Annotated in this window: 16 protein-coding genes; 3 read left to right on the forward strand and 13 right to left on the reverse strand. The window is 64.7% G+C overall.

What is annotated here, in order from left to right; genetic code table 11:
• Position 1: 1 nt before the first annotated feature.
• The 8 genes from JOD78_RS20720 to JOD78_RS20755 form a co-directional block, all read right to left on the reverse strand.
• On the reverse strand, positions 2 to 2,518 hold the full coding sequence (locus tag JOD78_RS20720; RefSeq protein ID WP_209567543.1) for a hypothetical protein: 2,517 nt from the start codon (positions 2,516 to 2,518) through the stop codon (positions 2 to 4).
• A gap of 8 nt (positions 2,519 to 2,526) precedes the next feature.
• Positions 2,527 to 3,801: a DUF3142 domain-containing protein gene (locus tag JOD78_RS20725; RefSeq protein ID WP_209567544.1), complete on the reverse strand. Its 1,275-nt coding sequence runs from the start codon at positions 3,799 to 3,801 to the stop codon at positions 2,527 to 2,529.
• Positions 3,802 to 3,919: 118 nt separating this feature from the next.
• On the reverse strand, positions 3,920 to 5,239 hold the full coding sequence (locus JOD78_RS20730; protein ID WP_121043664.1) for an MFS transporter: 1,320 nt from the start codon (positions 5,237 to 5,239) through the stop codon (positions 3,920 to 3,922).
• A gap of 463 nt (positions 5,240 to 5,702) precedes the next feature.
• Positions 5,703 to 6,413, reverse strand: a complete 711-nt coding sequence (locus JOD78_RS20735) for a response regulator transcription factor (RefSeq protein ID WP_034331370.1) — start codon at positions 6,411 to 6,413, stop codon at positions 5,703 to 5,705.
• Positions 6,414 to 6,579: 166 nt separating this feature from the next.
• Positions 6,580 to 6,993, reverse strand: a complete 414-nt coding sequence (locus JOD78_RS20740; protein WP_232729682.1) for a response regulator — start codon at positions 6,991 to 6,993, stop codon at positions 6,580 to 6,582.
• 248 nt (positions 6,994 to 7,241) lie between these two features.
• The gene (locus tag JOD78_RS20745; RefSeq protein WP_134136627.1) at positions 7,242 to 7,637 is read right to left on the reverse strand and encodes a response regulator; all 396 of its coding nucleotides are present in this window, start codon (positions 7,635 to 7,637) and stop codon (positions 7,242 to 7,244) included.
• Between the two features lie 2 nt (positions 7,638 to 7,639).
• Positions 7,640 to 9,115, reverse strand: a complete 1,476-nt coding sequence (locus JOD78_RS20750) for an ATPase domain-containing protein (protein WP_121043674.1) — start codon at positions 9,113 to 9,115, stop codon at positions 7,640 to 7,642.
• Between the two features lie 253 nt (positions 9,116 to 9,368).
• On the reverse strand, positions 9,369 to 10,919 hold the full coding sequence (locus JOD78_RS20755; protein ID WP_121043994.1) for a methyl-accepting chemotaxis protein: 1,551 nt from the start codon (positions 10,917 to 10,919) through the stop codon (positions 9,369 to 9,371).
• A 429-nt stretch (positions 10,920 to 11,348) separates the two neighbouring features.
• On the opposite strand from JOD78_RS20755, the gene JOD78_RS20760 reads away from it, so the two are divergent.
• From JOD78_RS20760 to JOD78_RS20770, 3 genes are read left to right on the forward strand one after another with little or no spacing between them, the layout of a single operon-like run.
• On the forward strand, positions 11,349 to 11,879 hold the full coding sequence (locus JOD78_RS20760) for a sorbitol dehydrogenase family protein (protein WP_198516492.1): 531 nt from the start codon (positions 11,349 to 11,351) through the stop codon (positions 11,877 to 11,879).
• A gap of 27 nt (positions 11,880 to 11,906) precedes the next feature.
• Complete coding sequence (locus JOD78_RS20765; protein WP_121043677.1) at positions 11,907 to 13,538, forward strand: GMC family oxidoreductase; 1,632 nt, start codon at positions 11,907 to 11,909, stop codon at positions 13,536 to 13,538.
• An 8-nt stretch (positions 13,539 to 13,546) separates the two neighbouring features.
• Positions 13,547 to 15,040: a cytochrome c gene (locus JOD78_RS20770; protein ID WP_134136624.1), complete on the forward strand. Its 1,494-nt coding sequence runs from the start codon at positions 13,547 to 13,549 to the stop codon at positions 15,038 to 15,040.
• 79 nt (positions 15,041 to 15,119) lie between these two features.
• Here the strand turns inward: JOD78_RS20770 and JOD78_RS20775 are convergent, their stop codons facing one another.
• The 5 genes from JOD78_RS20775 to JOD78_RS20795 all read right to left on the reverse strand — a co-directional run bounded on the left by JOD78_RS20775 (position 15,120) and on the right by JOD78_RS20795 (position 20,716).
• The gene (locus tag JOD78_RS20775) at positions 15,120 to 16,517 is read right to left on the reverse strand and encodes an MFS transporter (RefSeq protein WP_209567545.1); all 1,398 of its coding nucleotides are present in this window, start codon (positions 16,515 to 16,517) and stop codon (positions 15,120 to 15,122) included.
• A gap of 88 nt (positions 16,518 to 16,605) precedes the next feature.
• A complete protein-coding gene (locus tag JOD78_RS20780; protein WP_199725110.1) occupies positions 16,606 to 17,715 on the reverse strand; it encodes a porin in 1,110 nt (369 codons plus the stop codon).
• A 400-nt stretch (positions 17,716 to 18,115) separates the two neighbouring features.
• On the reverse strand, positions 18,116 to 18,988 hold the full coding sequence (locus JOD78_RS20785) for a sugar phosphate isomerase/epimerase family protein (RefSeq protein ID WP_034330567.1): 873 nt from the start codon (positions 18,986 to 18,988) through the stop codon (positions 18,116 to 18,118).
• Entirely contained in the window at positions 18,985 to 19,830 is an 846-nt protein-coding gene (locus JOD78_RS20790) for a shikimate dehydrogenase (RefSeq protein ID WP_209567546.1), read from the reverse strand. The genes JOD78_RS20785 and JOD78_RS20790 overlap by 4 nt, the downstream gene beginning before the upstream one ends.
• Positions 19,831 to 19,834: 4 nt before the next feature.
• Positions 19,835 to 20,716, reverse strand: a complete 882-nt coding sequence (locus tag JOD78_RS20795) for a 4-hydroxyphenylpyruvate dioxygenase (protein ID WP_088755638.1) — start codon at positions 20,714 to 20,716, stop codon at positions 19,835 to 19,837.
• Between the last annotated feature and the right edge of the window lie 119 nt (positions 20,717 to 20,835).

Here is a 20,835-nt window from a genome sequence, read left to right on the forward strand (position 1 = left end):
CTCAGGCGACCGTCTTTGCCGCACGCCGGCGGCGGCGCCATTGCGCCACGCCCAATCCTGCGCCCGCCACGGCCGCCAGCAACAGCGCCGCGCTGAGCGCGCGATGCTGCGCGACCCAGCGGCGCGTGCTGCGCCATGCCTGCACGTACGGGAAGCGGGCGGCGGCGGCAAAGTCCGGCTCCACGCAGTTCTGGCCGAAGTCGGCCGAGAACGGCACGGCCGCCCCTTCCTTCACGTAGCGCAGATAGAGTTGTTCTGCACGCGGCTGATCGTAATAGACGAAATTCACCCCTTGGCACAGCACCGCCGCGAAGGCTTGCGAGCGTGCGGGCAAGGCATCGGCGGATTTCATGACGTAGTCCGCCGCGATATCCCGATAATGGAAACGCTTGTAGGGCTTGGCTTCAGTGGCGGCATAGCGCTGGCGCTCGCCATCGGTCACCAGCGGACCGGGGAGATCGGCCTGGGCTCTGGCTTGCGGGTTGTCCGGCAATGGCTTGTCCTCGTTGCCATACATGCCCATGCCGCGTCCGGCACCGCCCGGATAGCTGCCGCCGTAGACGGCATAGTCCGGTCCCTGTTCATAGCCCATGATCTCCATGCCCTGGCGGCGCGCAATGACGGCGGCCTCGTACCAGCCCTGGGCACGGCTGCTGGCGCGCCAGGCATGCTGCCCGCGGTCCAGTGCCTGGCCGTACTCGCGCGCCTTGGCGCGCATGCGCCAGCCGGCCGGGACTTCGTGGCCCTCGGCATCGTAGGTGCTTTGGATGAAGCGCTCGTCGCGGTCGTCCGGGAAGTAAGGCAGCGCTTCTTCCACGCGCCCGTCGCGTACCAGGCGCCGCGCCAGCAGCTGGCGCAGGTTGTCTTCGACGGTGATGGCCGACAGGCCCACGGCCACCCAGCGCACCGACTGCGGTCCTCCACCCTGCTTCTGCACTGCCTTGGCCACGGCCTCCGCTGTCGGCATGGGCGAGGCCGGGGCATGGGCATCGACGTAGGTTTTCAGTTCATCGGTGGTCAGCACGCGCTCGGCCACATAGGCCATGTCATTGGCGTAGGCATAGTCGCCGTAATAACCGCCGCGTGACTGTCGCGCGCTCTCGCTGGCGGCCCGATGGAACTGCGCCAGCGCTTCCACATATTGCCCGCGCGAGAGCGTCAGCACGCCCTGTTCGCCCATGAGCAGGCTGGCATTGGATGGGTCCAGGCTGGCGTCATTGCGCGGGAAGGCCTGCGCAGCGCGCGCGTAGGCTTGCACGGCGGCGGCGGTGTCCCCCTTGCGCAGCGCCAGCTTGGCGCGTACCCACCAGGACAAGGCGGTCTCCTGCCGGTTCGCCAGCGTGGCAGCGAGGTCGTAGCGGCCGGTGCGATAGGCCAGCGCGGCCACGCGGTCGGCCCCTTCGATCTTTTCCGGGCCGCGCCGCTTGAGGGCATCGACCAGGGTCACCAGGACGCTGTTGGGCTTGACCTTGGCACTGCGCGCCGCATCGGGATAGCCGGACGAACCGCTGTTGGGCGCGGACGGATCGTAGTAACTGTCGCCGTTGCCGCTGCCTTCGGCCATGTCGCCCACGCGCGCCAGCGCATAGGCCACCAGCAGGCGCTGTGCGACCGGATCATCGATCAGCGCCGCGCTGATGTCGGCGTGTCCCAGGCTCCATGAGGCCAGTGCCGTCAGCGAATCCTGCGCGTTGGTTGACCCGCGTGCCGCCTGCTCTGCATACAAGCGGATCGCCTGCTTGAAATCGGACGGCGGGATGGTCTCGCCGCAATCCCGCCCTTCATTGAAATCGGACCAGTTGCAGGGACCGCTCTGCCCCGACAGCATCAGCCGCGCCTGCTCGCCGTAACTGGCCACGGCCAGCCCCAGCGGATCGGGCGCGCCGCCCACGGCCAACGTGCGCGCTCTGGTGAAACTGGCAATCGCCTCGGCACGCCGTCCCTCAATGGCGTGCAGACGGCCCAGCATGAAGGCCGCCCATACCGCGCGTTCGCTGGCCTGCTGCGGCGGCAGTGCCAGTACCGCTTCGAAACGTTGGCGTGCCGCTGCCAGGGCATTGGCGCGAAAGTCCTGCGCCCCTGCCGTGTAGAGACGAATGGCCGGCGGCAAGGCCGCACCGGCCGCATAGGCGGACTCGCCATCGGAAGCGGCGCGCATGGCCTGCAGGGCAGCCCACTGCGCGCCCTCCAGCTGGCCCTTCTCGATCATGCGCAAGGAATGCGGATCGTCGGGCTGGCCTGCAGCCTGTTCGTAGCCGCTGCGTTCATCGGCTTGCAGCTTGTCGGCCGGGGTCACCAGATGCGCAGCTTCCCAGGCGAAGGAATTGGCGGGCGTATTGCTGAGGGTACCGGCGCGGTCATCCAGCAATTGCAGCGGAAAATCCGGCCCGCAGGCCACCACCGTGGCCGCACCCAGCACCAGCAGGCTGCTGGCGGCGCAGGCGATTTTGGTCATGCGGCCCAGGCGGGGCAGGCTGCGCTGGCCCGTGGCGCGGGGGGCAACGGCAGAACACTTCATTTTTGTCATCAGGATCCCATTTCCAGTGTGAGTTCGGGGGCCGGCGTGCCGTCGGCACAGCGCAGCCAGCCGATGGTACGGCTGCTGCCGGCGCGCAGCAGGCCAGCCTGGCCCAGGCGCAGGTAGCGTCCCCGGGCATCGCTTTCCAGCGTGTAGCCATTGATGCCGTCACCACTGCAGACGTTCCCTGAAGACGCTGCATCCCGTGGCGCGAGGTTCACCCGCACGCGCAGCGGCAAGGGCGCGTCGGCATTGCCGGCATTGTCGATGCGGATATCGGCGGGCGCGTCGTTGCCCTGTCCGGCGACCAGTTGCACCGCCAAGCCTCCCTTGAGCGGCTTGCGTTCCAGCACGGCCAGCCAGGTCGAGAGACTCCAGGCGCGGCGGTCATCGCCGGTCGGCAGGCGAAACCAGATCAGCCCGGCCAGTCCCGGCGGCGGGGCCGCTTCCACTTCGGCCACGAAGCGCGCCATCACTTGCGGTTCAGCCATCAGTTCACGCCCCAGGCCGCCGGTCAGGAGCGCACGTTCGCTTTCGACTGCGGCGATGCGGCCCTGGCTGTCCCAGCTCACGCGCGAGCCATAGGCCGGCAGCGCCACGTGCCAGGGGCGGCGCGTCTGCGCGGCGTACTGGCGCATCCAGTCGCGGGCGCGCTCGCCATCGAAGAGGCCCAGGCGCGGATCGAGCACGGCGTGGACCTGCAGCGTGGAAGCATCGGCCACGGCCAGTAGTGGCGCCAGCTGCGGGCTGGCCAGCCAGGTCGGCAAGGCCGTCACGGTCAGATCCGTCGGGGCAATCCGGGCCTTGAGGCTGCGCAGGAAGGCGGTGTATTCGGGCAGGCGCGCCGTGGCGCAGTCGTAGTCGATTTCCAGCGCAGCCGGTTGCAGGCCGCGCTGGCGCCAGGCGGCCAGCAGTTCGAGCAGATGATCCTGGATCGCGGCCGCATCGAAGCGCGCCAGCTGGCCGTTGATGCGCACCGTCATCAGCAGCGGGCGGCCGGTATTGGCCAGCGCCTCGGCGTCGGGCGTGATGTCGATCCAGCGGCCGGAGGCCCCCAGTTCGGCCGCCAGCACGTGCCAGCGCGCCACCTGGGCATTGGAAGCGGAGAGTGCGGTGCGCAGGGACGGAGTCCACTGGCGCTGCCAGATGTAGACGTCCTGGGATAGCTTTTCGGCAGGGAGGGGATGGCGGGAACACGCCGCCAGCAGCACCGCCAGCAGTATCCAGGTCAGACACAGGCAACTGCGCCCGGCAAAGCGCGCGGGCAGGAAGGCGAGGGGCATGGTCGTCGGCGAGGTGGAGTTCCGGTTGGCCGGCATTGTACGCGAGCCGACGCCCAAAAAACCAAGGCCCGGCACCTTGCGGTCACCGGGCCTGGTCAGCCTTGCAGGCGGGGCGCGATCAGGCCTTGTAGCCCTTGCTGCTCATCGGCACGAAGGCCAGCAGCACGCCCAGGATGGACAGGCCGATCACGTACAGCGCCGGCCCTTGCGGGTCAGCCTTGATCCACAGCGAGATCAGCACCGGCGTCAGTCCGCCGAAGACCGCATAGGCCATGTTGTAGGCGAAGGACAGGCCGGTAAAGCGCACCGGCGGCGGGAAGGCGCGGGTGGAGACGATGGGGGTCAGCGAGATGCTGCCCACGAACAGGCCCACCAGTGCATAGCCCCAGATCAGCGACTCGGGCGAACCCGGCAGCTGGCCGTAGAACCACCAGGTCGACAGGCCCAGGCCACCCCAGCCGATGATCATGCTGGCGCGGGTACCGATGCGGTCGCACAGCCAGCCGATGGCCAGGCAGCCGATGGTCAGCATCAGGGTGCCGGCGCAATTGGCCTGCATCACCAGCTTGGCCGGCAAGTGGTGTACGGTCTGCAGGTAGGACGGCGTCATCAGGATCACCACCACCACCGCGCCCGACAGGCACCAGGTCATGCCCGCGGTCAGGACGCTGGCGGCGCGGTGTTCGCGCAGCACGGTCTTGAGCGGCAGTTCATTGGATTCCTTGCGGCGCGCCGCCAGCTCGCGGAACACCGGGGTCTCTTCCAGATAGCGGCGCAGGTAGACCGAGACCAGTCCGAACACGCCGCCCAGGATGAAGGGAATGCGCCAGGCGTAGCCCGCCACTTCAGCCGGTGCGTAGACGCTGTTGATGAAGATGCCCATCAGCGAACCCAGCAGGATGCCGCCGGTGATGCCGGCGGTCAGCGAACCGACGCCGAAGCTGTAGCGGTTGGCCGGCACGTGTTCGGCCACGAAGACCCAGGCACCGGGCATTTCACCGCCGATGGCAGCGCCCTGCAGGGTACGCATCAACAGCAGCAGGATGGGCGCGGCCACGCCGATGCTGGCGTAGGTCGGCAAGAGGCCGATGACCAGCGTGGGGACCGCCATCAGGAAGATGGACAGCGTGAACATGCGCTTGCGGCCGATCACGTCGCCGTAGTGGGCGATGATGATGCCGCCCACCGGACGCGCCAGGTAACCGGCGGCGAAGATGCCGAAGGTCTGCAGCATGCGCAGCCATTCCGGCATGTCGGCCGGGAAGAACAGCTTGCCGACCACCGCCGCGAAGAACACGTAGATGACGAAGTCGTAGAACTCCAGCGTGCCGCCCAGGGCGGACAGCCCCAGGGTGCGGTAGTCGGAGGAAGTGAGCGGTCGGTGCTGGGACTCGTTCAGAGCCCCGGTAAATTCAGCAGATTCAGCGGAAGTGGTCATGATGGTTCACTAACGGCAAAGCGGCGACCCGGTCCGCCGCCACATCGCCCCGGGACAATGACGCCCATGGCAATGCCGCAGCGGGCCGGATGGCCTGCTTCAACTTGTTCGTTCGGGTGGCCGCAGAGGGCATGCCAGGAAAGATCAGGACATGTCTGCGAAGGACAGATTCAGCGGAAAACGTAAAGCGAAGAAATACGATTTAGCGTCGAAACTTGCTTAATGATACCCCAAAAACCGGCAAAGCTTCCGCAACGCAGCATTTCTTGCTGCCCGGGCAGGGGCTGGCAGCATCCCTGCCGGTTCCGGGCCGATATGAAGTTTCCTGACCTGGAAAAGCAAAGAAGCTCGCCAGGCAGCCACTGCTGCAAAGCGAGCTTCATGACAATGTGAAGCAACTGACCAAAATCCGGGAGCGCCCTGCCCGCCCCCGCACATGCGAGCCGGCAGCGGCAGCGCAGCCTCAGGATTCCAGCACGATATCGACCGCCGAGGACCGGCGCAGCATCAGGAAGCCTTCGCCATAGATGTTACGGATTTGCATGGGCGCTTCCTCCAGCGAGCGCAATTTCTGGCGCACGCGGTAGATCAGGGCATCGATGCGATGCGCATCGTATTCCTCGCCGCCGGAACGCAGCAGGTCGAACAATTGCGCGTGCGAGACCGGATAGTTGGGGCTTTGCAGCAACGCCGCCAGGGCAGTGCTTTCCTTGTCGGTGAATTGCAGTGCCACCGAGCCATTGCTGGAGAGGCGTCCCGAGCGGCGGTTGAAGGCCCATTTCTCCGACTGCGGCGAACTCTGGTGCGGCGCGGTCTTCATGCGGCGCGCCAGGGCCGTCAGCGTGGCCGAGACTTCTTCCAGCTTGACCGGCTTGACCAGGTAATAATCGGCCCCGTCGCTCATGCAGCGCACCCGTTCCTCGCTGCGGGTAGCAGCGGTCAGGATGATGATGCCCATGGACGGGAAATTCTGCCGCAACGATGCCAGTTCGGGCAGCAGGCTGCCGTCTGGCAAGCCGATGTCGGATAACAGGATGTCGGGCTGACGACTCTTGAGGATGTCCCTGGCCTGGCCCAGTGCCGAGCAGACCGAGATCTCGTAACCCAATTCCCCCACATGTGCGCTCAACGTGTTACGCCAGTCGAGATCGCTTTCTACGATAAGTACTTTCATCACTCTTGTGTTCCGGACGAAACCTGTTTTTATGACTGCCGGAGCATCCCCGCTCCCCCTCCGGAACCTGACCCCGGAGCCAGCTGCAGGCGTGGAAATGCTTTCCATAATCACAACGTTATACAGAAAATATCTGCGGATAAAATCATAAAAACTCGCAGATGCCTTACACCTGAAAACTCCACTGGGCCTGGCTTTGCGCGTGTTGGCGCAAGAGGCCGGTGACCGTCCCGAGCAGGTGGTCGACCGAACAGGGTTTGAGCAGGAAAGCGGCGATCGTGGGAATGCGCGCACTGGCCGCCGGCAGGTGGGCGCTGATCAGCACCACCGGAATCGGGGAAAAACGTTCATGCGACTTGATGTAGCGCGCCAGCTCCATGCCATCCATGCGCGGCATGCGCAGGTCGGTCAGCACCAGGCTGGGGGCCTGCTCCTGCATCTGCGCGATGGCATCCACGCCATCGGCCGCCGCCACCACCTGCAGTCCGCCCTGCTGCAAGATGCCGCACAGCATCTCGCGCGACTCGGGATGATCTTCCACGACCATCACGGTCGGTGCCTTGCTGATAGTTGCCACCACGTCTCCCTCCTGCCCTCTGTCCCGCACCAGATGTCACGGTGACTTGTTGTGACTGATGGTGATGGTTGGCGACAAAACGCGATATCAGGAAATTCCTGAAACTTGGACAACATTGCGCAAACGCAAGGCACAAGCGGGGCCGGCACGCAGCCAGGGGCGTGCGGGCAAAAGCGAAGGGAAGCAAGACGCAAGGCCGCGCCCGGCCAAGGCAGAGCTTGGCTGCAGGCGGACTCAGACGGGGGGATGGATCAGGGGCGTGCGGTCAGCAGGCGCTGGATTTCGGCCAGCATTTGCTCGAAGAAGACCGGCTTGCGCAGGAACAGGTTGTGACTGGATTGCGACAGATCGTGACGTTCCGGGGCACCACTGCACAGGATGATGGGCAGCGTGGCGCCTCCCGGCAACGCGCGCAGGGCCGCACACAGCTCCAGCCCGTTCATCACCGGCATCATGCAGTCCGAGATGACCAGGTCCGGCCAGGCCTGCTGCGCCTTGGCCAGCGCGTCGGCCCCGTGCACGGCGGTCACCACCCGATAGCCATGCAGCTCCAGCAGCATGGCATAGGTATCGGTGATATCGATCTCATCGTCGACGATCAGGAGCAGGGGCAGTGCCGCCTGCTGTGGGGGTGACGCTCCGGACATGGTCAACGTCCATCCGCAACCGGCGCGGCAAGTGGGGTCACCAGGCCATCGATCTCGATGCCGGCATCCGAAATGTTCATCAGGCGGCTGGCACCGTCGTAGCCGTTTTCGCGCAGTTTCATCACGGAAATCTGGCGGCGGTTGACGCTGTCCTTCACTACGTATTCCAGCAGCATCATGTTTTCGTACAGCTGCGAGGAATTGGGGTCGACCTGCGGCTGCGATTCGCGGAAGTACGGCAGTTGCTCGGTGATGAAGGTGGTCACGCCGCGCGCGCGCAGTTCATTGGTCAGCGCCACCAGGAAGGGACGCATGCGCTGCTGCTGCACCACGATGCTGCGCAGGCCATCCACGCCATCGATCAACAGGCGCGTCACGCCACGGCGCGCGATGTTGTCCAGCATGCGCTTGGCGAGGTCGTCGCACAGCATTTCCAGCGGCAGCTGCCACATCACCTGCAGCGCGCCGCTGTCGATATGTTCGTCAAGCTGCATGCCGGCCTTGCGGGCCTTGGCCAGCAGGCGTTCGGGGGATTCGTAGAAGCCCAGGATCAGGCATTGCTGGCCGTCCTTGAGGCCTTGTTCGATGAAGTGCAGCCCCATGAGCGTCTTGCCCACGCCGGGGCTGCCCAGCAGACAGGTCAGCGAACCGCTGACCACGCCGCCGCCGATGCACTTGTCCCAGGACGGGATACCGACGCTGACATAACGATCCGAGGTACCCGGCACCTTGCCGGCGCGAGTGGCGGTGGCTTCGAAGCGGGGGAAGATCTCGACCCCGCTCTGGTTGATCTCGAAGACGTGCTTGCCCAGCAGGTGATTGGCCCCGCGCAGCTTGAAGACCTTGATCTCGCGCTCCAGCTGCATGCCGGACTCGTGCTGGCTCAGTTCGATGACGCCATCGACCAGGGTGTTTTCGGACTCGGGCATGTTGCCTTCCACCGGCGACAGCAGCAGGGTGGTGCAATTCATGGTGAACACCAGCGCATTCAGGGAATGCATGAATTCGGACAGGTTCAGGTCCGACGGACCGGAATCCCGCACCGAGCGGAACCCGTCGATGATCAGCATGGCCGGGCGATGGCGATTCAGTTCGGCACTGATCAGGCGCAGCAGGCCGCGCAGGCCTTCGCTGGCCAGCGCACCGTAGCCGCTCAACATCTGCATCTGGTCGCCGACCAGGCTCTCATCGAAAAAGTCAAAATTGCTCACATGATTGAGCATCTTGGCGTGCGATTCGGCGATCAGCGTCAGCAGCATCACCTTGTTGCCGCTGCGTGCCTGCGCAAAACCGACCTGCGAGGCCAGCGTGGTCTTGCCGCTCCCGGCCAGTCCCTGGATCAGATAGAGGCTGCCCGCCGGCAGGCCGCCGCCCAGGATTTCGTCGAAACCGGCAATGCCCGTGCTGATCAACGAAATGCGGCTGGGCCGCAGCGTCGCAGCGGCAGCAGGTAAGGGAGACTGCGGGAGATGGCTCATGTGGATGAAGGCTCGGTGCTTATTATTGTGCAAAGATTTAATGAGTTTTTCGTCATTATACGATTGCCCACGGTATGACTAAGGTTGTCATACACCGCAAAAGTTGCACCTTGGGGAGGTAAATACCTGCGCCGCGCGCAGGCGCGCGAGCAAGGCCGCAGGGGCCGGGAAGGCGGCGGGAGGTAGGGGGCTGGCCGCAAGCTCATCAGTACGCGTGGCCGGCCACCCAGGCCCGGCCACGGACTGCGGGCAATCAGCGCAGCTTGAAGACGCTGACCGTATTGGCCAAGCCGGCCGCCTGTTCCTGCATGGATTGCGCGGCGGCGGCGGCCTGCTCCACCAGGGCCGCGTTCTGTTGCGTGACTTCGTCCATCTGCGACACGGCGCGGTTGATCTCGTCGATCCCCACGCTCTGTTCGGTACTGGCCGCCGAGATCTCGGAGACCACATCGGTCACGCGCTTGACGCTCTCCACCACTTCCGACATGGTCGACCCGGCCTGGCGCACCAGCGTGGTACCAGCCCCGACCTTGCTGACCGAATCGTCAATGAGCTGCTTGATCTCCTTGGCAGCGGAAGCGGAACGCTGGGCCAGCGAGCGCACCTCGGAGGCCACCACCGCAAAACCGCGCCCCTGCTCGCCGGCGCGGGCCGCTTCCACGGCGGCGTTCAGGGCCAGGATGTTGGTCTGGAAGGCAATGCCATCGATCACGCTGATGATTTCGACGATGCGGTTGGAAGCATCGTTGATCGCTTCCATGGTCTGCACCACCTCGCCCACCACACCGCCGCCACGCGCGGCCACGCCCGAGGCGGCCATGGCCAGCTGGTTGGCCTGGCGGGCGTTGTCGGTATTTTGCTTGACGGTGGAGGTCAGTTCTTCGAGGGCCGACGCGGTTTCTTCGAGGGCAGTGGCCTGCTGCTCGGTACGGCGCGACAGGTCCAGGTTGCCGGTGGCGATCTCGGTGGAGGCGGTGGCGATGCTGTCGGTGCCATTGCGCACCTGGCCCACCACCTGGCGCAAGCCCTCGTTCATGGTCTGCAGGGCTTGCAGCAGCTGGCCGGTTTCATCCTTGCTGTGCACGCTGATCTCGGCCCCCAGGTCACCCCCGGCCACGCGGCGGGCGATGCCCACGGCATCCTGCAAGGGGGCGGCGATGATGCGCCCCATGGTGATCGCCAGGCCCATGCCGATGGCCAGGGCCGCGATCAGCAGTCCCAGCACGCCCACACGCGACTGGCTGAAGGTGTCATCGGCACCGGCGGTGGCGGCATCGCCGCCCTCCTGGTTGATCTTGATGAGCTTTTCCAGATCAGCGAGGATCTGCGGATAGAGCTTGTTGGAGTAGCCGAGGAAGAGATCGCGCCCCTGCGCATTGTCCTTGGCCAGGAAGGCGGCCACGATCTTCTTGTGCTCGGCCAGGAATTCCGCAATCTGCGCCGCGACCTTGGGATAGATCTCGCGCTCCTGCGGGGTATCGAGGGTGGCGGCGTAATCCTTCATGGTCTTGTCCAGACCGGTCAGGATGGCCTGGCTGCGCGAGACCAGGCCATTCATCGCCTCGACATCGCCGTCGTAGATCGCCAGCTGCGATTCGGTGCCGCGCAGGCGCACGAAATACAGCTTGATGTCGCCCAGCTTCTTCTGTGCCGGCATCCAGTCGCGCGAGATTTCAGAAGACGCATTCTTGACCTTGGCCAGCTGCTTGATCGAAAAGATCCCCAATATGGCCATCAGCACCAGCACCGCCAGGAATGCCAGCTGCAGTTTCCTGGCAATCTTCAGATTCTTGAACCACCCCATCATCACCCGCCCCTGATCGAATTGAATGTCACCCATGTCGCAACGGCACGCCTGTTGTTCTTCTGAGTGGCGTACCGTTCCCCGCGAGAATTATCACGAAATCTCCCCTGCACCAATCGCCGGAAGAGAAGCGCTTTTATGGCGCAGATGCCTTGCTGCAACACCTTCCTGCACGCCGGGGCAAACCCTGTTAACATGCGCAGCGTTCATGCTGCAGCATCACGTCAGCAAACAGTCAGCAAACAGTCAGGCATCAGTGAGCAATACAGTCGCAACGAAGCACCAATACAGCACCGATACAGTAGCAAACCACCAGCAATACAGCTGAAAGACAGCTGCACGCATCCTCCACCACAAACCGCATCGTCCTGGCCATCGAGGCCGCCGCCTTCGGGCCTTCCTCGCACCAGGTACATGCCAACGCCGCCAATGAACCGATTTCCCCGTCAAGTCACCATGTCCCGGCGCAGCCTGCTGCTGACCGGCGTGAGCCTGCTGGGCAGCTACGTCGCCTTGTCCAGCCTGCCTTCCTGGGCCATCCCGCAGCCTGACAGCCCGCAACTGGCCCCCTTCATGCGCCTGTCCGCGCTGCTGGTCAATCACCGCCTCAATCCGGCGGTGGGTGCGCGCATGCTGGAAGTGGCCGCGCGCGAACACGCCGACCTCGACACCCTGATGCGCCAGTTGCTGGCCATCGCCGAACAGAAGCAGGCCCGCAAGGTGGAAGACTTCTTCGCCGATATCCCCGCCGGCCCGCAGCAGACGCTGGCCTACTGGATCATCTTCGCCTGGTATACCGGCTGCTCTTCGCCCAAGCGCAATGCCACGGTCTTCACTTATGAAGAAGCGCTGACCTACCAGACCACGCTGGACGTGGTCGCCATCCCCTCCTACGGCATCAGCGGTCCCAACCGCTGGCGCCAGGTCACGGTGCCGCTGGCCGACATGCCGCGCTTCTGATCCCTGCAACCTGTGGAAAATCAACGTATGAACAGCAACAACAAGGCCGAGGTGGTCATCGTCGGCACCGGCGTGGTGGGCGTGCTCATCGCCGAACAACTGCTGGATGCCGGCATCCCCGTACTGATGCTGGAAGCCGGCCCGCGCGTGGCGCGCGCCGAGGTGGTGGAAAATTTCCGCAACCTGCCGCTGGCGCTCAAGGGCGATCCTTCCTCCTGCTATCCGCCGCGCCCGTGGGCACCGCATCCCATGCCCTCCAGCGAGAATCCGGACGATCACTACCTGGAACTCTCCGGTCCCGACAAATACGCCCAGACCTTCATCCGCTATGCCGGCGGCTCCACCTGGCACTGGGCCGGCACCTGCTGGCGCCTGACGCCGGAAGACATGCAGCTGCACACGCTCTACGGCGTGGGCCGCGACTGGGCCTTCGGCTACGACGTGCTGGAACCGTATTACACCCGCGTCGAACACAAGCTGGGCATCTGCGGTCCGTCCGACCCGGCCCTGCAATGGCCGCCGCAACGCTCGGCGCCCTACCCCATGCCGGCCCTGCCCTTCAGCCCGGGCGAGCAACGCTTCACCGACGTGGTCCGGGAACTGGGTTACCACAACATCCCGACGGCCCAGGCGCGCAACAGCGGCATGCCCTACGATGAGCGCCCGGCCTGCTGCGCCAACAACAACTGCGTGCCGGTCTGCCCGGTCGGTGCCAAGTACGACGCCGCCACCGCACTGGCGCGCCTCGAATCCAAGGGTGCCACCATCCTCACCGATGCCGTGGTGTACCGGGTCGAGACCGATGACGCCAACCGCGTGAACGCAGTCAACTACTTCGATGCCAACAAGGTCAGCCATCGCGTCACCGGCAAGATCTTCGTGCTGGCCTGCAACGGCATCGAAACGCCCAAGCTGCTGCTGATGTCGGCCAACAGCCGCAACCCGCACGGACTGGCCAACAGCTCCGACCAGGTCGGCCGCAACATGATGGACCATCCGCAACTGACCATGACGCTCACGCTGTCCGAACCCTACTGGTCCGGTGTCGGTCCGGTGGTCAACAGCGGCATCATGGAAACCTCGCAGGGCAGCTTCCGTTCGGAACATGCAGGGGCCTACTTCCGCTACAACAATTTCGCGCGCAACCGTTTCGTCACGTTCGCCGCCTTGAAGAAGGGACTGGTCGGCCAGGCGCTGGACGAGGAAATCCGCCGCATGACCGCCTGCACCGCCGATGTCGTGCTGGCGCATGAAGTGCTGCCCGATGCCGACAACCGCCTCACGCTCTCGGCCAAGAAGGACTGGCTGGGCCTGCCGCGTCCGTCCATCCATTACGACGTGGGCGACTACACCCGCAAGTCGGCCGAACAGTATTCGCTGCCCATCGGCCGCAAGATCGCGCAAGCCATGGGCGCCACCGACATCAAGGTCAGCCCCGCCTTTGCGCAGAGCAAGCACATCATGGGCGGCACCATCATGGGACTGGATGCGGCCAATTCGGTAGTCGATCCCGACTGCCGCGCGCACGATCACGACAACCTGTTCCTGCCCGGTGGCGGCGCCATGCCCAGCACCGCCTGCGGCAACAGCACCCTGAGCATGGCGGCACTGGGCCTGAAGGCGGCCGATGCCATCGTGCGCCAACTGCAGAAAGCCTGAGGACGAGCATGCGACCATTGAACCTCCTCGCCCTCGCCGCTGCCCTGCTGGCCACGTCTGCAATGGCGCAGACACCCGAGCCGGCGAGCGCGCCACCTGATGTGCCCGCTGCAGCACCGGCCCCGACCGTCTCGCCCGAAGCGGCACTGATCGAGCGCGGCCGCTACCTGGCGGTGGCCTCCGACTGCATCGCCTGCCACACCGCGCCGCGCGGCAAACCCATGGCCGGTGGCCTGGCCATCGCCTCGCCGGTCGGTGAGATCATCGCGACCAACATCACGCCCTCCAAGTCGCACGGCATCGGCAACTACAGCGAAGCGCAATTCGCCGCCGCCCTGCGGCGCGGCGTGCGCGCCGATGGCGCCAACCTGTATCCGGCCATGCCGTACACCGCGTATGCCGCATTGAACGATGCAGACGTGCATGCCCTGTATGCGTATTTCATGAAGGGCGTGGCCCCGGTCGATACCCCGACCCGCGAAACCGCCCTGCCCTTCCCGATGAATATCCGGGCGTCGATGAAGGTGTGGAATGCGCTGTTCCTGAAGGACCAGCCGCTGGCCCCGGCCCCGCAGCGTTCTGCGCAATGGCTGCGCGGACGCTACCTGGCCGAAGGCCCGGCGCATTGCAGCAGCTGCCATACACCGCGCGGCTTCCTGATGCAGGAGAAAACCAATCTCGCGCTCTCCGGTGCCCAGGTCGGCCCCTGGTATGCGCCCAACATCACGCCGCATCCCACGGCCGGCATCGGCACCTGGAGCCAGGATGAGCTGGTCGCCTATCTCAAGACCGGCCGCGTGGAAGGCCGTGCCCAGGCCGCCGGCAGCATGGCCGAGGCGATCACGCACAGCTTCTCCAAACTGACCGACGAGGACCTGCGCGCCATCGCCGTCTACCTCAAGGAGACCCCGGCCATCGGCCCGGATTCGTCGACGCCGCCCACGCTGGGCACGCGCTTCGAACAGGGCAAGGCCGGCAATGCGCTGGCGCAGTTCCGTGGCCGCACGCTGGGCGCCGACAGTCCCGAGGAGATCCGCGGTGCGCGCCTGTTCTCGGCCAGTTGCGCTTCCTGCCACGGCTACAACGGACAAGGTACGCGCGATGGCTACTATCCTTCGCTGTTCCACAACTCGGCCACGGCGGGCGTGAATGCCAACAACCTGATCGCCACCATCCTCTATGGCGTGGAGCGCGAGACCGAAGACGGCGGCCATGTCTTCATGCCGCCCTTCGGCGACCAGCCCAATGCGCTCAACAAACTCTCCAACGAGGATGTGGCAGCGCTGTCGAATTATCTGCTGAAGTATTACGGCAACCCCGACCTCAAGGTAAAACCCGAGGACGTGGCCGTGATCCGCGAGGGCGGCCCGCGTTCGCCGCTGCTGCTGGTGGCGCGCATCGGCATGGGCGTGGGCGCGGTGGTGGTGGTATTGCTGCTGTTGCTGGGCACACTGATGCTGTTGCGGCGCAAGCGCATCGATCCCGAGCACGACTGGAAATAATTTACCTGCCATACAAAAAGCGCTGTTCCCCTCACAAGGAACAGCGCTTTTTTTACTTCCTTTCTTCAGCCAGACCGGATCAGGACTTGGCGTAACGCCCTTCCAGATCAGCCTGCGCACGCAGACGCTCATACTCGTTGAGCGGCATCGGCTGGGCATCACGCTCGCCCAGTTTTTCCAGCGGGATGCGATAGGTCTCGCGGGCGGACAGCGCTGCCAGTGCCGACACGATGGTGATGCCGAAGGCGATGCCGCCCACGGTCAGCCAGATATTGCTGGAGCCCGGAGGTGCCACCGCGGTGAACAGTGCCGGCAGCATGGCCGTGATGGCGGTCCCCAAGTTCTGCGCGATGGCCATGGCCGAGACGCGCGAACGGGCCGGGAACAGTTCCGGATAGAAGCTGGGGAAGACCGCGTTGTAACCCTGGTAGACCACGCCCCACATCAGGATCGACATCACGAAAGCCAGTTCGACGTTGCGGATGCTGATCGCATACAGGTAAGCGAAGGCGAACAGGCCCGCCAGCAAGGAACCGACGATGATGGGTGGACGGCGGCCGATGCGATCCGACAGCTTGCCCACATAGGGAATCACCAGCACCGCCACGATATTGCCGACCACCGGAATCCACAGGTAGACATCCTTGGCGAAGCCGATGCCATAGGCCGGCTGCACCGCATAGGCCGCGCCGAAGATGGTGGCCACCACCGGGATCACGTTCATGAGCGCCATGCAGACCACGCGCAGCATGTTGGGCGAACTGTCGCGGAAGGCTTCCACCACCGGCGAGCGGCGCTTCAGTTCATTCTTGTCGGTGGCCTTGAACAGCGGGGTCTCATCCACGGTGCGGCGGATGATCCAGCCGGCGATGATGACCAGGAAACTCAGCAGGAAGGGAATGCGCCAGCCCCACACATTGAACTGCTCGGCCGGCATGTAATGCGCCAGCGGCAGGAACACCGCGGCCGCCAGGATCTGCCCGGCCTGCACCCCTTGCAGGGTAAAGCTGGAGTAGTAGCCGCGCCGTCCGAAGGGCGAGTGCTCCAGGATCATGGAACTGGCCCCGGAGATTTCACCAGCCACGGCAAAGCCCTGGGCCAGGCGCATGATGACCAGCAGTGCAGGTGCCCACAGGCCGACCTGGTCATAGGTCGGCAACAGCCCGACGCCGATGGTGGAAAAACCCATCAGGAACATGCACCACAGCAGCACCTTCTTGCGGCCGTGGGTGTCGCCCAGGTGGCCCAGCACGAAGGCGCCGATGGGACGCGCCACATAGCCCACGCCATAGGTGGCCAGCGAGGCGATGATGGCGGTGGTCGGATCGCCCTTGGGGAAGAACAGCTGCGGGAAAATCAGCGAAGCAGCCGTGGCGTAGATGAAGAAGTCATAGTATTCGAGCGCCGAGCCGATCCAGCCGCTGGCGGCGGCCTTCTTGCTCTGCTGCGAGTGATCGCTGGAATGAGAGGATTGCATGGTGTCTCCGTGGTGTTGCCGGGCAGGCCGTCATGCTGATGCGATGACGGCCTGCCGATATTAAGAAATGGCTGGCTCAGGGGCGAACTCAGAAGCGATGCAGGATACCCATCTGCAGTCCGATCAGGCTCTTGCCATTGATGTCGGCCCCGGCCAGGTTGCTGCCCGGTCCGGCCGAGCCGCTGAAGCGCCAGCCGGCATTGGCCTGGTTCTTCATGTAGTTGGCGAATCCATAGAGCGTGGTCCGCTTGGAGAGGTCATAGTAGGCGCCCACGTTGCCGCCCTGTGCACCACCATCCTTGTGGGAGGTGTCGACCATCACGCCATACAGCGCGCCGATGCGCAGCTGCGGGGTCAGGCGATAGTCCGCCGAGACCTGGTAGACGTTGTAGAAGCGCTGGATATTCGGATCGTTACCGGCAAAGAAATTGTTGGGATTGCTGACATTGTTGAGGATGGTCGCGGCATTGTTGCCATTGGCGTTGGCGGTGGTGTTGTTGCTCCGTACGTAGGCCAGGTAGATCTTGCCCGGGCCATAGTCGTAGTCGGCATACACGTTATGGTATTGCACCGTATTGCTGTACAGGCCGCCGGCATTGGGTTTTGCCACCAGGCCGGCATAGCCTGCGCGATACGGGCCGTTAGTGTAATCCAGACCGAACTGATAGACACCACGGCGGCCCAGTCCCTCGCCTGCGGTCTCCGGCATGGCGTAGTGGATATCGAACTGGAAGCCGGCCCAGCGCGGCGACTTCCACGACAGGTCATTGTCGAAGCGCGACGGCACGCCGAAGGTATTGATGATGGAGCCGTAGGTGGTGCGCTCGGTATAGTCGATGGCACCGCCGATGAAGAAGGGCACACTGTTCTGGCGGCCCACGCGGAATTCCCCTGCGGCCGGGGTCTTGATGCCGACCCAGGACTGGCGGTCGAACAAACGTGTACTGTCGGCCAGGCCGCCGGTGTCGCCGGCGAATCCGTTTTCCAGCGTGAAGGTGGCGGCATAGCCGCCGCCCAGATCCTCATAGCCTTTGAGGCCGATGCGGCTGCGCAGGATCGCGCCATCGTTGAGCGCCCACAGGCTCTTGCCGCTGCTGCTGTGCATGTAGCCCAGGTACTGGTCGACCGTGCCATACAGAGTGACGTTGCTGGTGCTCTGCGCCAGGGCCGTGGTGGAGGCGGCCAGCAGCAGGCCCATGGCGACGGGCGTGCGCAGTGCGCTTGTCGGGCGGGTGGATCGTGGTGTCATGTCTCGGATCTCTGTTGTGTTTGTGGTTGTGGTGATGGTGGTGGAGCGTGACTCCCGGCACACGCAATGCGTCCCCTGCCGGCGCGCTGCGCGGCATGTTCCGAACGGGAGGAAACGGAGGGCCCGCTGCACCCTGGCGTGTTCAGGGAAGGGGCCGGTGGATCAGGATGAAGGACGCTGCGGTGTCATGGGGTCTCCTCTGTTGTGATCATGCGGCCCGCCCCCTGAAGGGACGGTGTCGCATCGTCAAACCCGCTCGCTATGGTTTTGTTGTGGCGAGCCGGTGGTGCTGCTGATGCTGATGCTGATTTCTGATTGTTGACTGCAGGTTAAGGATCGCTTTATGCGTCTACGCCGCCACCGCTTCGCGCACCCGCAGGCCGCGCCGCAGCACCTGGTCGGTCACCCACTTGGCCGAGCGGCGCGCGCGTTCGGCCACCACGGCCGGCGACATCTGCAGGTAATCGTCATTGAACACTTCAAAGCTGTAGTCGCCGCGATAACCGCCGCGATGCAGGCGCCGCACCATGTCGGAGAGCTCCAGCGAATGCTCGCCCTCACCGGGGAAGACGCGCAGATGGCGCGCCGTCTCCAGCCGTTCTTCGGGCGTACGGATCTCGCGCCACATGAAATCGGACAACTGAACCATGACGATGCGGCGGCCGGGAATGGCATCCAGGTCTTCCAGCGCGCCGCGATTGGCAAGGATGTGGAAGGAATCGATGACCACGCCGAGATTGGCGTGATCGGCCATCTCCACCACTTCCCAGGCCTGCATGTATTGATTGATGTGACGCCCCCAGGACAAGGCTTCGAAGCCCACGCGGATGCCCAGCGGCACCGCCAGGTTGGCCAGCTTGGCCAGGTCGCGCGCGATGTGGCGGGTGTCGCCGCTGGCGTGTTGCGAGGTCGAGGAGCACACCATCAGCAGCGGCGCACCGACCGCCTTGCAGATCTGCAGCAGGTTGCGGGCCACGTCCACCTTGTAGTCGTGCAGGCTGCCCTGCAGGCCTTCGTAATCGCGCATGACCTGGATGCCGGTGACGCGCACGCCGCTTTCGCGCACCAGCTTCACGGCCGCCTCCAGTCCGCCGGGATAGCCGACCAGGTCCTTGGACCACAGCATGAGCTGCGAGAAACCAGCCGCCTTGGAGGCGGCCAGTTTGGATTCCAGTCCACCCGGCAGGGTGATGGTATCCATGCCGAAATTGTCGAGGTTCACAATGCCTCCAGATGACGGAAGTCGTCCGCGGCCACACCCGGCCAGCCGAACAGTTCGAGATACAGCGGCGCCTGCTCGATGAGCATCTCCTTGCCCTTCTGGATGCGGCAGCCCTTGGCCTGCGCCTGCACCAGCAACTGGCTCATCTCGATCTTCATGCCGCAGTCGGCGACGATGGCCTCCGTACTCACGCCTTCCAGCGCGAAGGGCATCGGGTCGCCCACGTGCATGCCCAGCGGCGTGCAGTTCACCAGCAGGTCGACACCGCTGGCGTCGGGCTGCGCAAAGCGCACGCGGGTCGCCGGATAGGCCGCCTCCACGCGCGCCAGCAAGGCTTCGGCCCCGGCGCGATTGGTATCGAAGACGCTGATCTCGGCCACGCCCTGCGCCGCCAGCGAGGCGACGATGGCGCAACCGACACCGCCGGTACCGACCACCAGGGCGCGCGTCCTGTTCCACACCAGCGGACGGTCGGCGGCGGTGCGCGCCAGTGCGCGGATGAAGCCTTCGCCGTCGATCAGGTCGCCCCAGATCACGCCCTCGGCATCGCGATAGACCGCATTGCAGGCACCGGCCACACGGGCGCGCAGGGTGGCCTGTTCGACCGCCTCCAGGGTCATGGGCTTGTGCGGAATGGAGACGAAGATGCCGCCCACGTTTTCCGTTTTCATGAACATCCGCACGGCCTCGCAGTAGCGCTCCGGTTCGATCTTGAACGGGATCACGCGCGCATCCAGCCCGTGGCGCTTGAAATAGGCGTTGAAGAGGGTCGGTGCCTTCACCTGTTCCACCGGCCAGCCGATGACGGGGAAGATGCGGGTCGTGCCTGTGATTTCCTTCATGGTCTCAGTTCTTGTCTTTCTGGCTGCGGACCAGTTCGAAACTGACGCCGCCCTTGTAAAGCTGGGTGAGCGCACCGCGCTCGCTGATCTGGGTAGGCGCGCGGTCGACGAAGATCACGCCGCGCTCCTGCAATTGCCGCACCGCCTGCAGCACGTCGGGCGTGCCCAGGCCAAGGCGCAGCCACTCTTCTTCCCACTGGATGTCTTCGGTGCCTTCCGGGGGTTCCACCAGCTGGATGTAGAACTGGCGGCAGGGGCTGGCCAGCAGGTTGCCCTTGGGCAGGATGCCGAAGAACTGCCCCTCGGGCAGCACCGAAAATCCCATCAACGAGGAATAGAAGTCGATCCATTCACGCGTGCGCTCCGGCCCCACGGCCTGCACCAGGCCGAAGAAATGCATGCCCGACAGCGCCGTGGTCTTGCGCCGCTCCTGGCTGGAGGGCTTGAAGTCGACGTCGTAGATGGAGAAGTCGCGATAGCGGTCCACGAAGTAGATGATGGAGTCGCCACAGCCATGCACGCCCGGGATGTTCAGTTCCATCGCCCCGGCGCGGGTGGGAATCGGCCAGGCCCCCAGTTCGGTCACGCGGCGATAGGCCTCGTTGGCATCGCGCACCCGCAGCGCGATGGCGCTCAGGTTGGTGGCCTGCACCTCATGGTCGAAACCGGACCAGGCCGATACGTCGGCGTTGACGATCACGTTCATCTCGCCCTGGGTGTAAAGCACCACTTCGCGCGAGCGATGGCGGCCGACCTGTTCGAAGCCCATGCGCTCCAGCACGGCACCCAGCGCCAGCGGCTCGGTGGTGGCGTATTCGATGAACTCGATGCCATCGATGCCCAGCGGATTGGTGGGGACAGGATTGTTTTCTATGGTGTTCATCATGATCCCGATGATTTGTCTCGGAGCCGAGTATAGCCAAGCCCACCCCCTGCAAAAAGGCCGATATGAAGCAATACGTGCGATAATCGCGCAACTTGTTCGCCAATCACTCATTTCTGGAC

It is taken from the genome of Herbaspirillum sp. 1130 (assembly GCF_017833835.1).
Classification (GTDB): domain Bacteria; phylum Pseudomonadota; class Gammaproteobacteria; order Burkholderiales; family Burkholderiaceae_D; genus Herbaspirillum; species Herbaspirillum huttiense.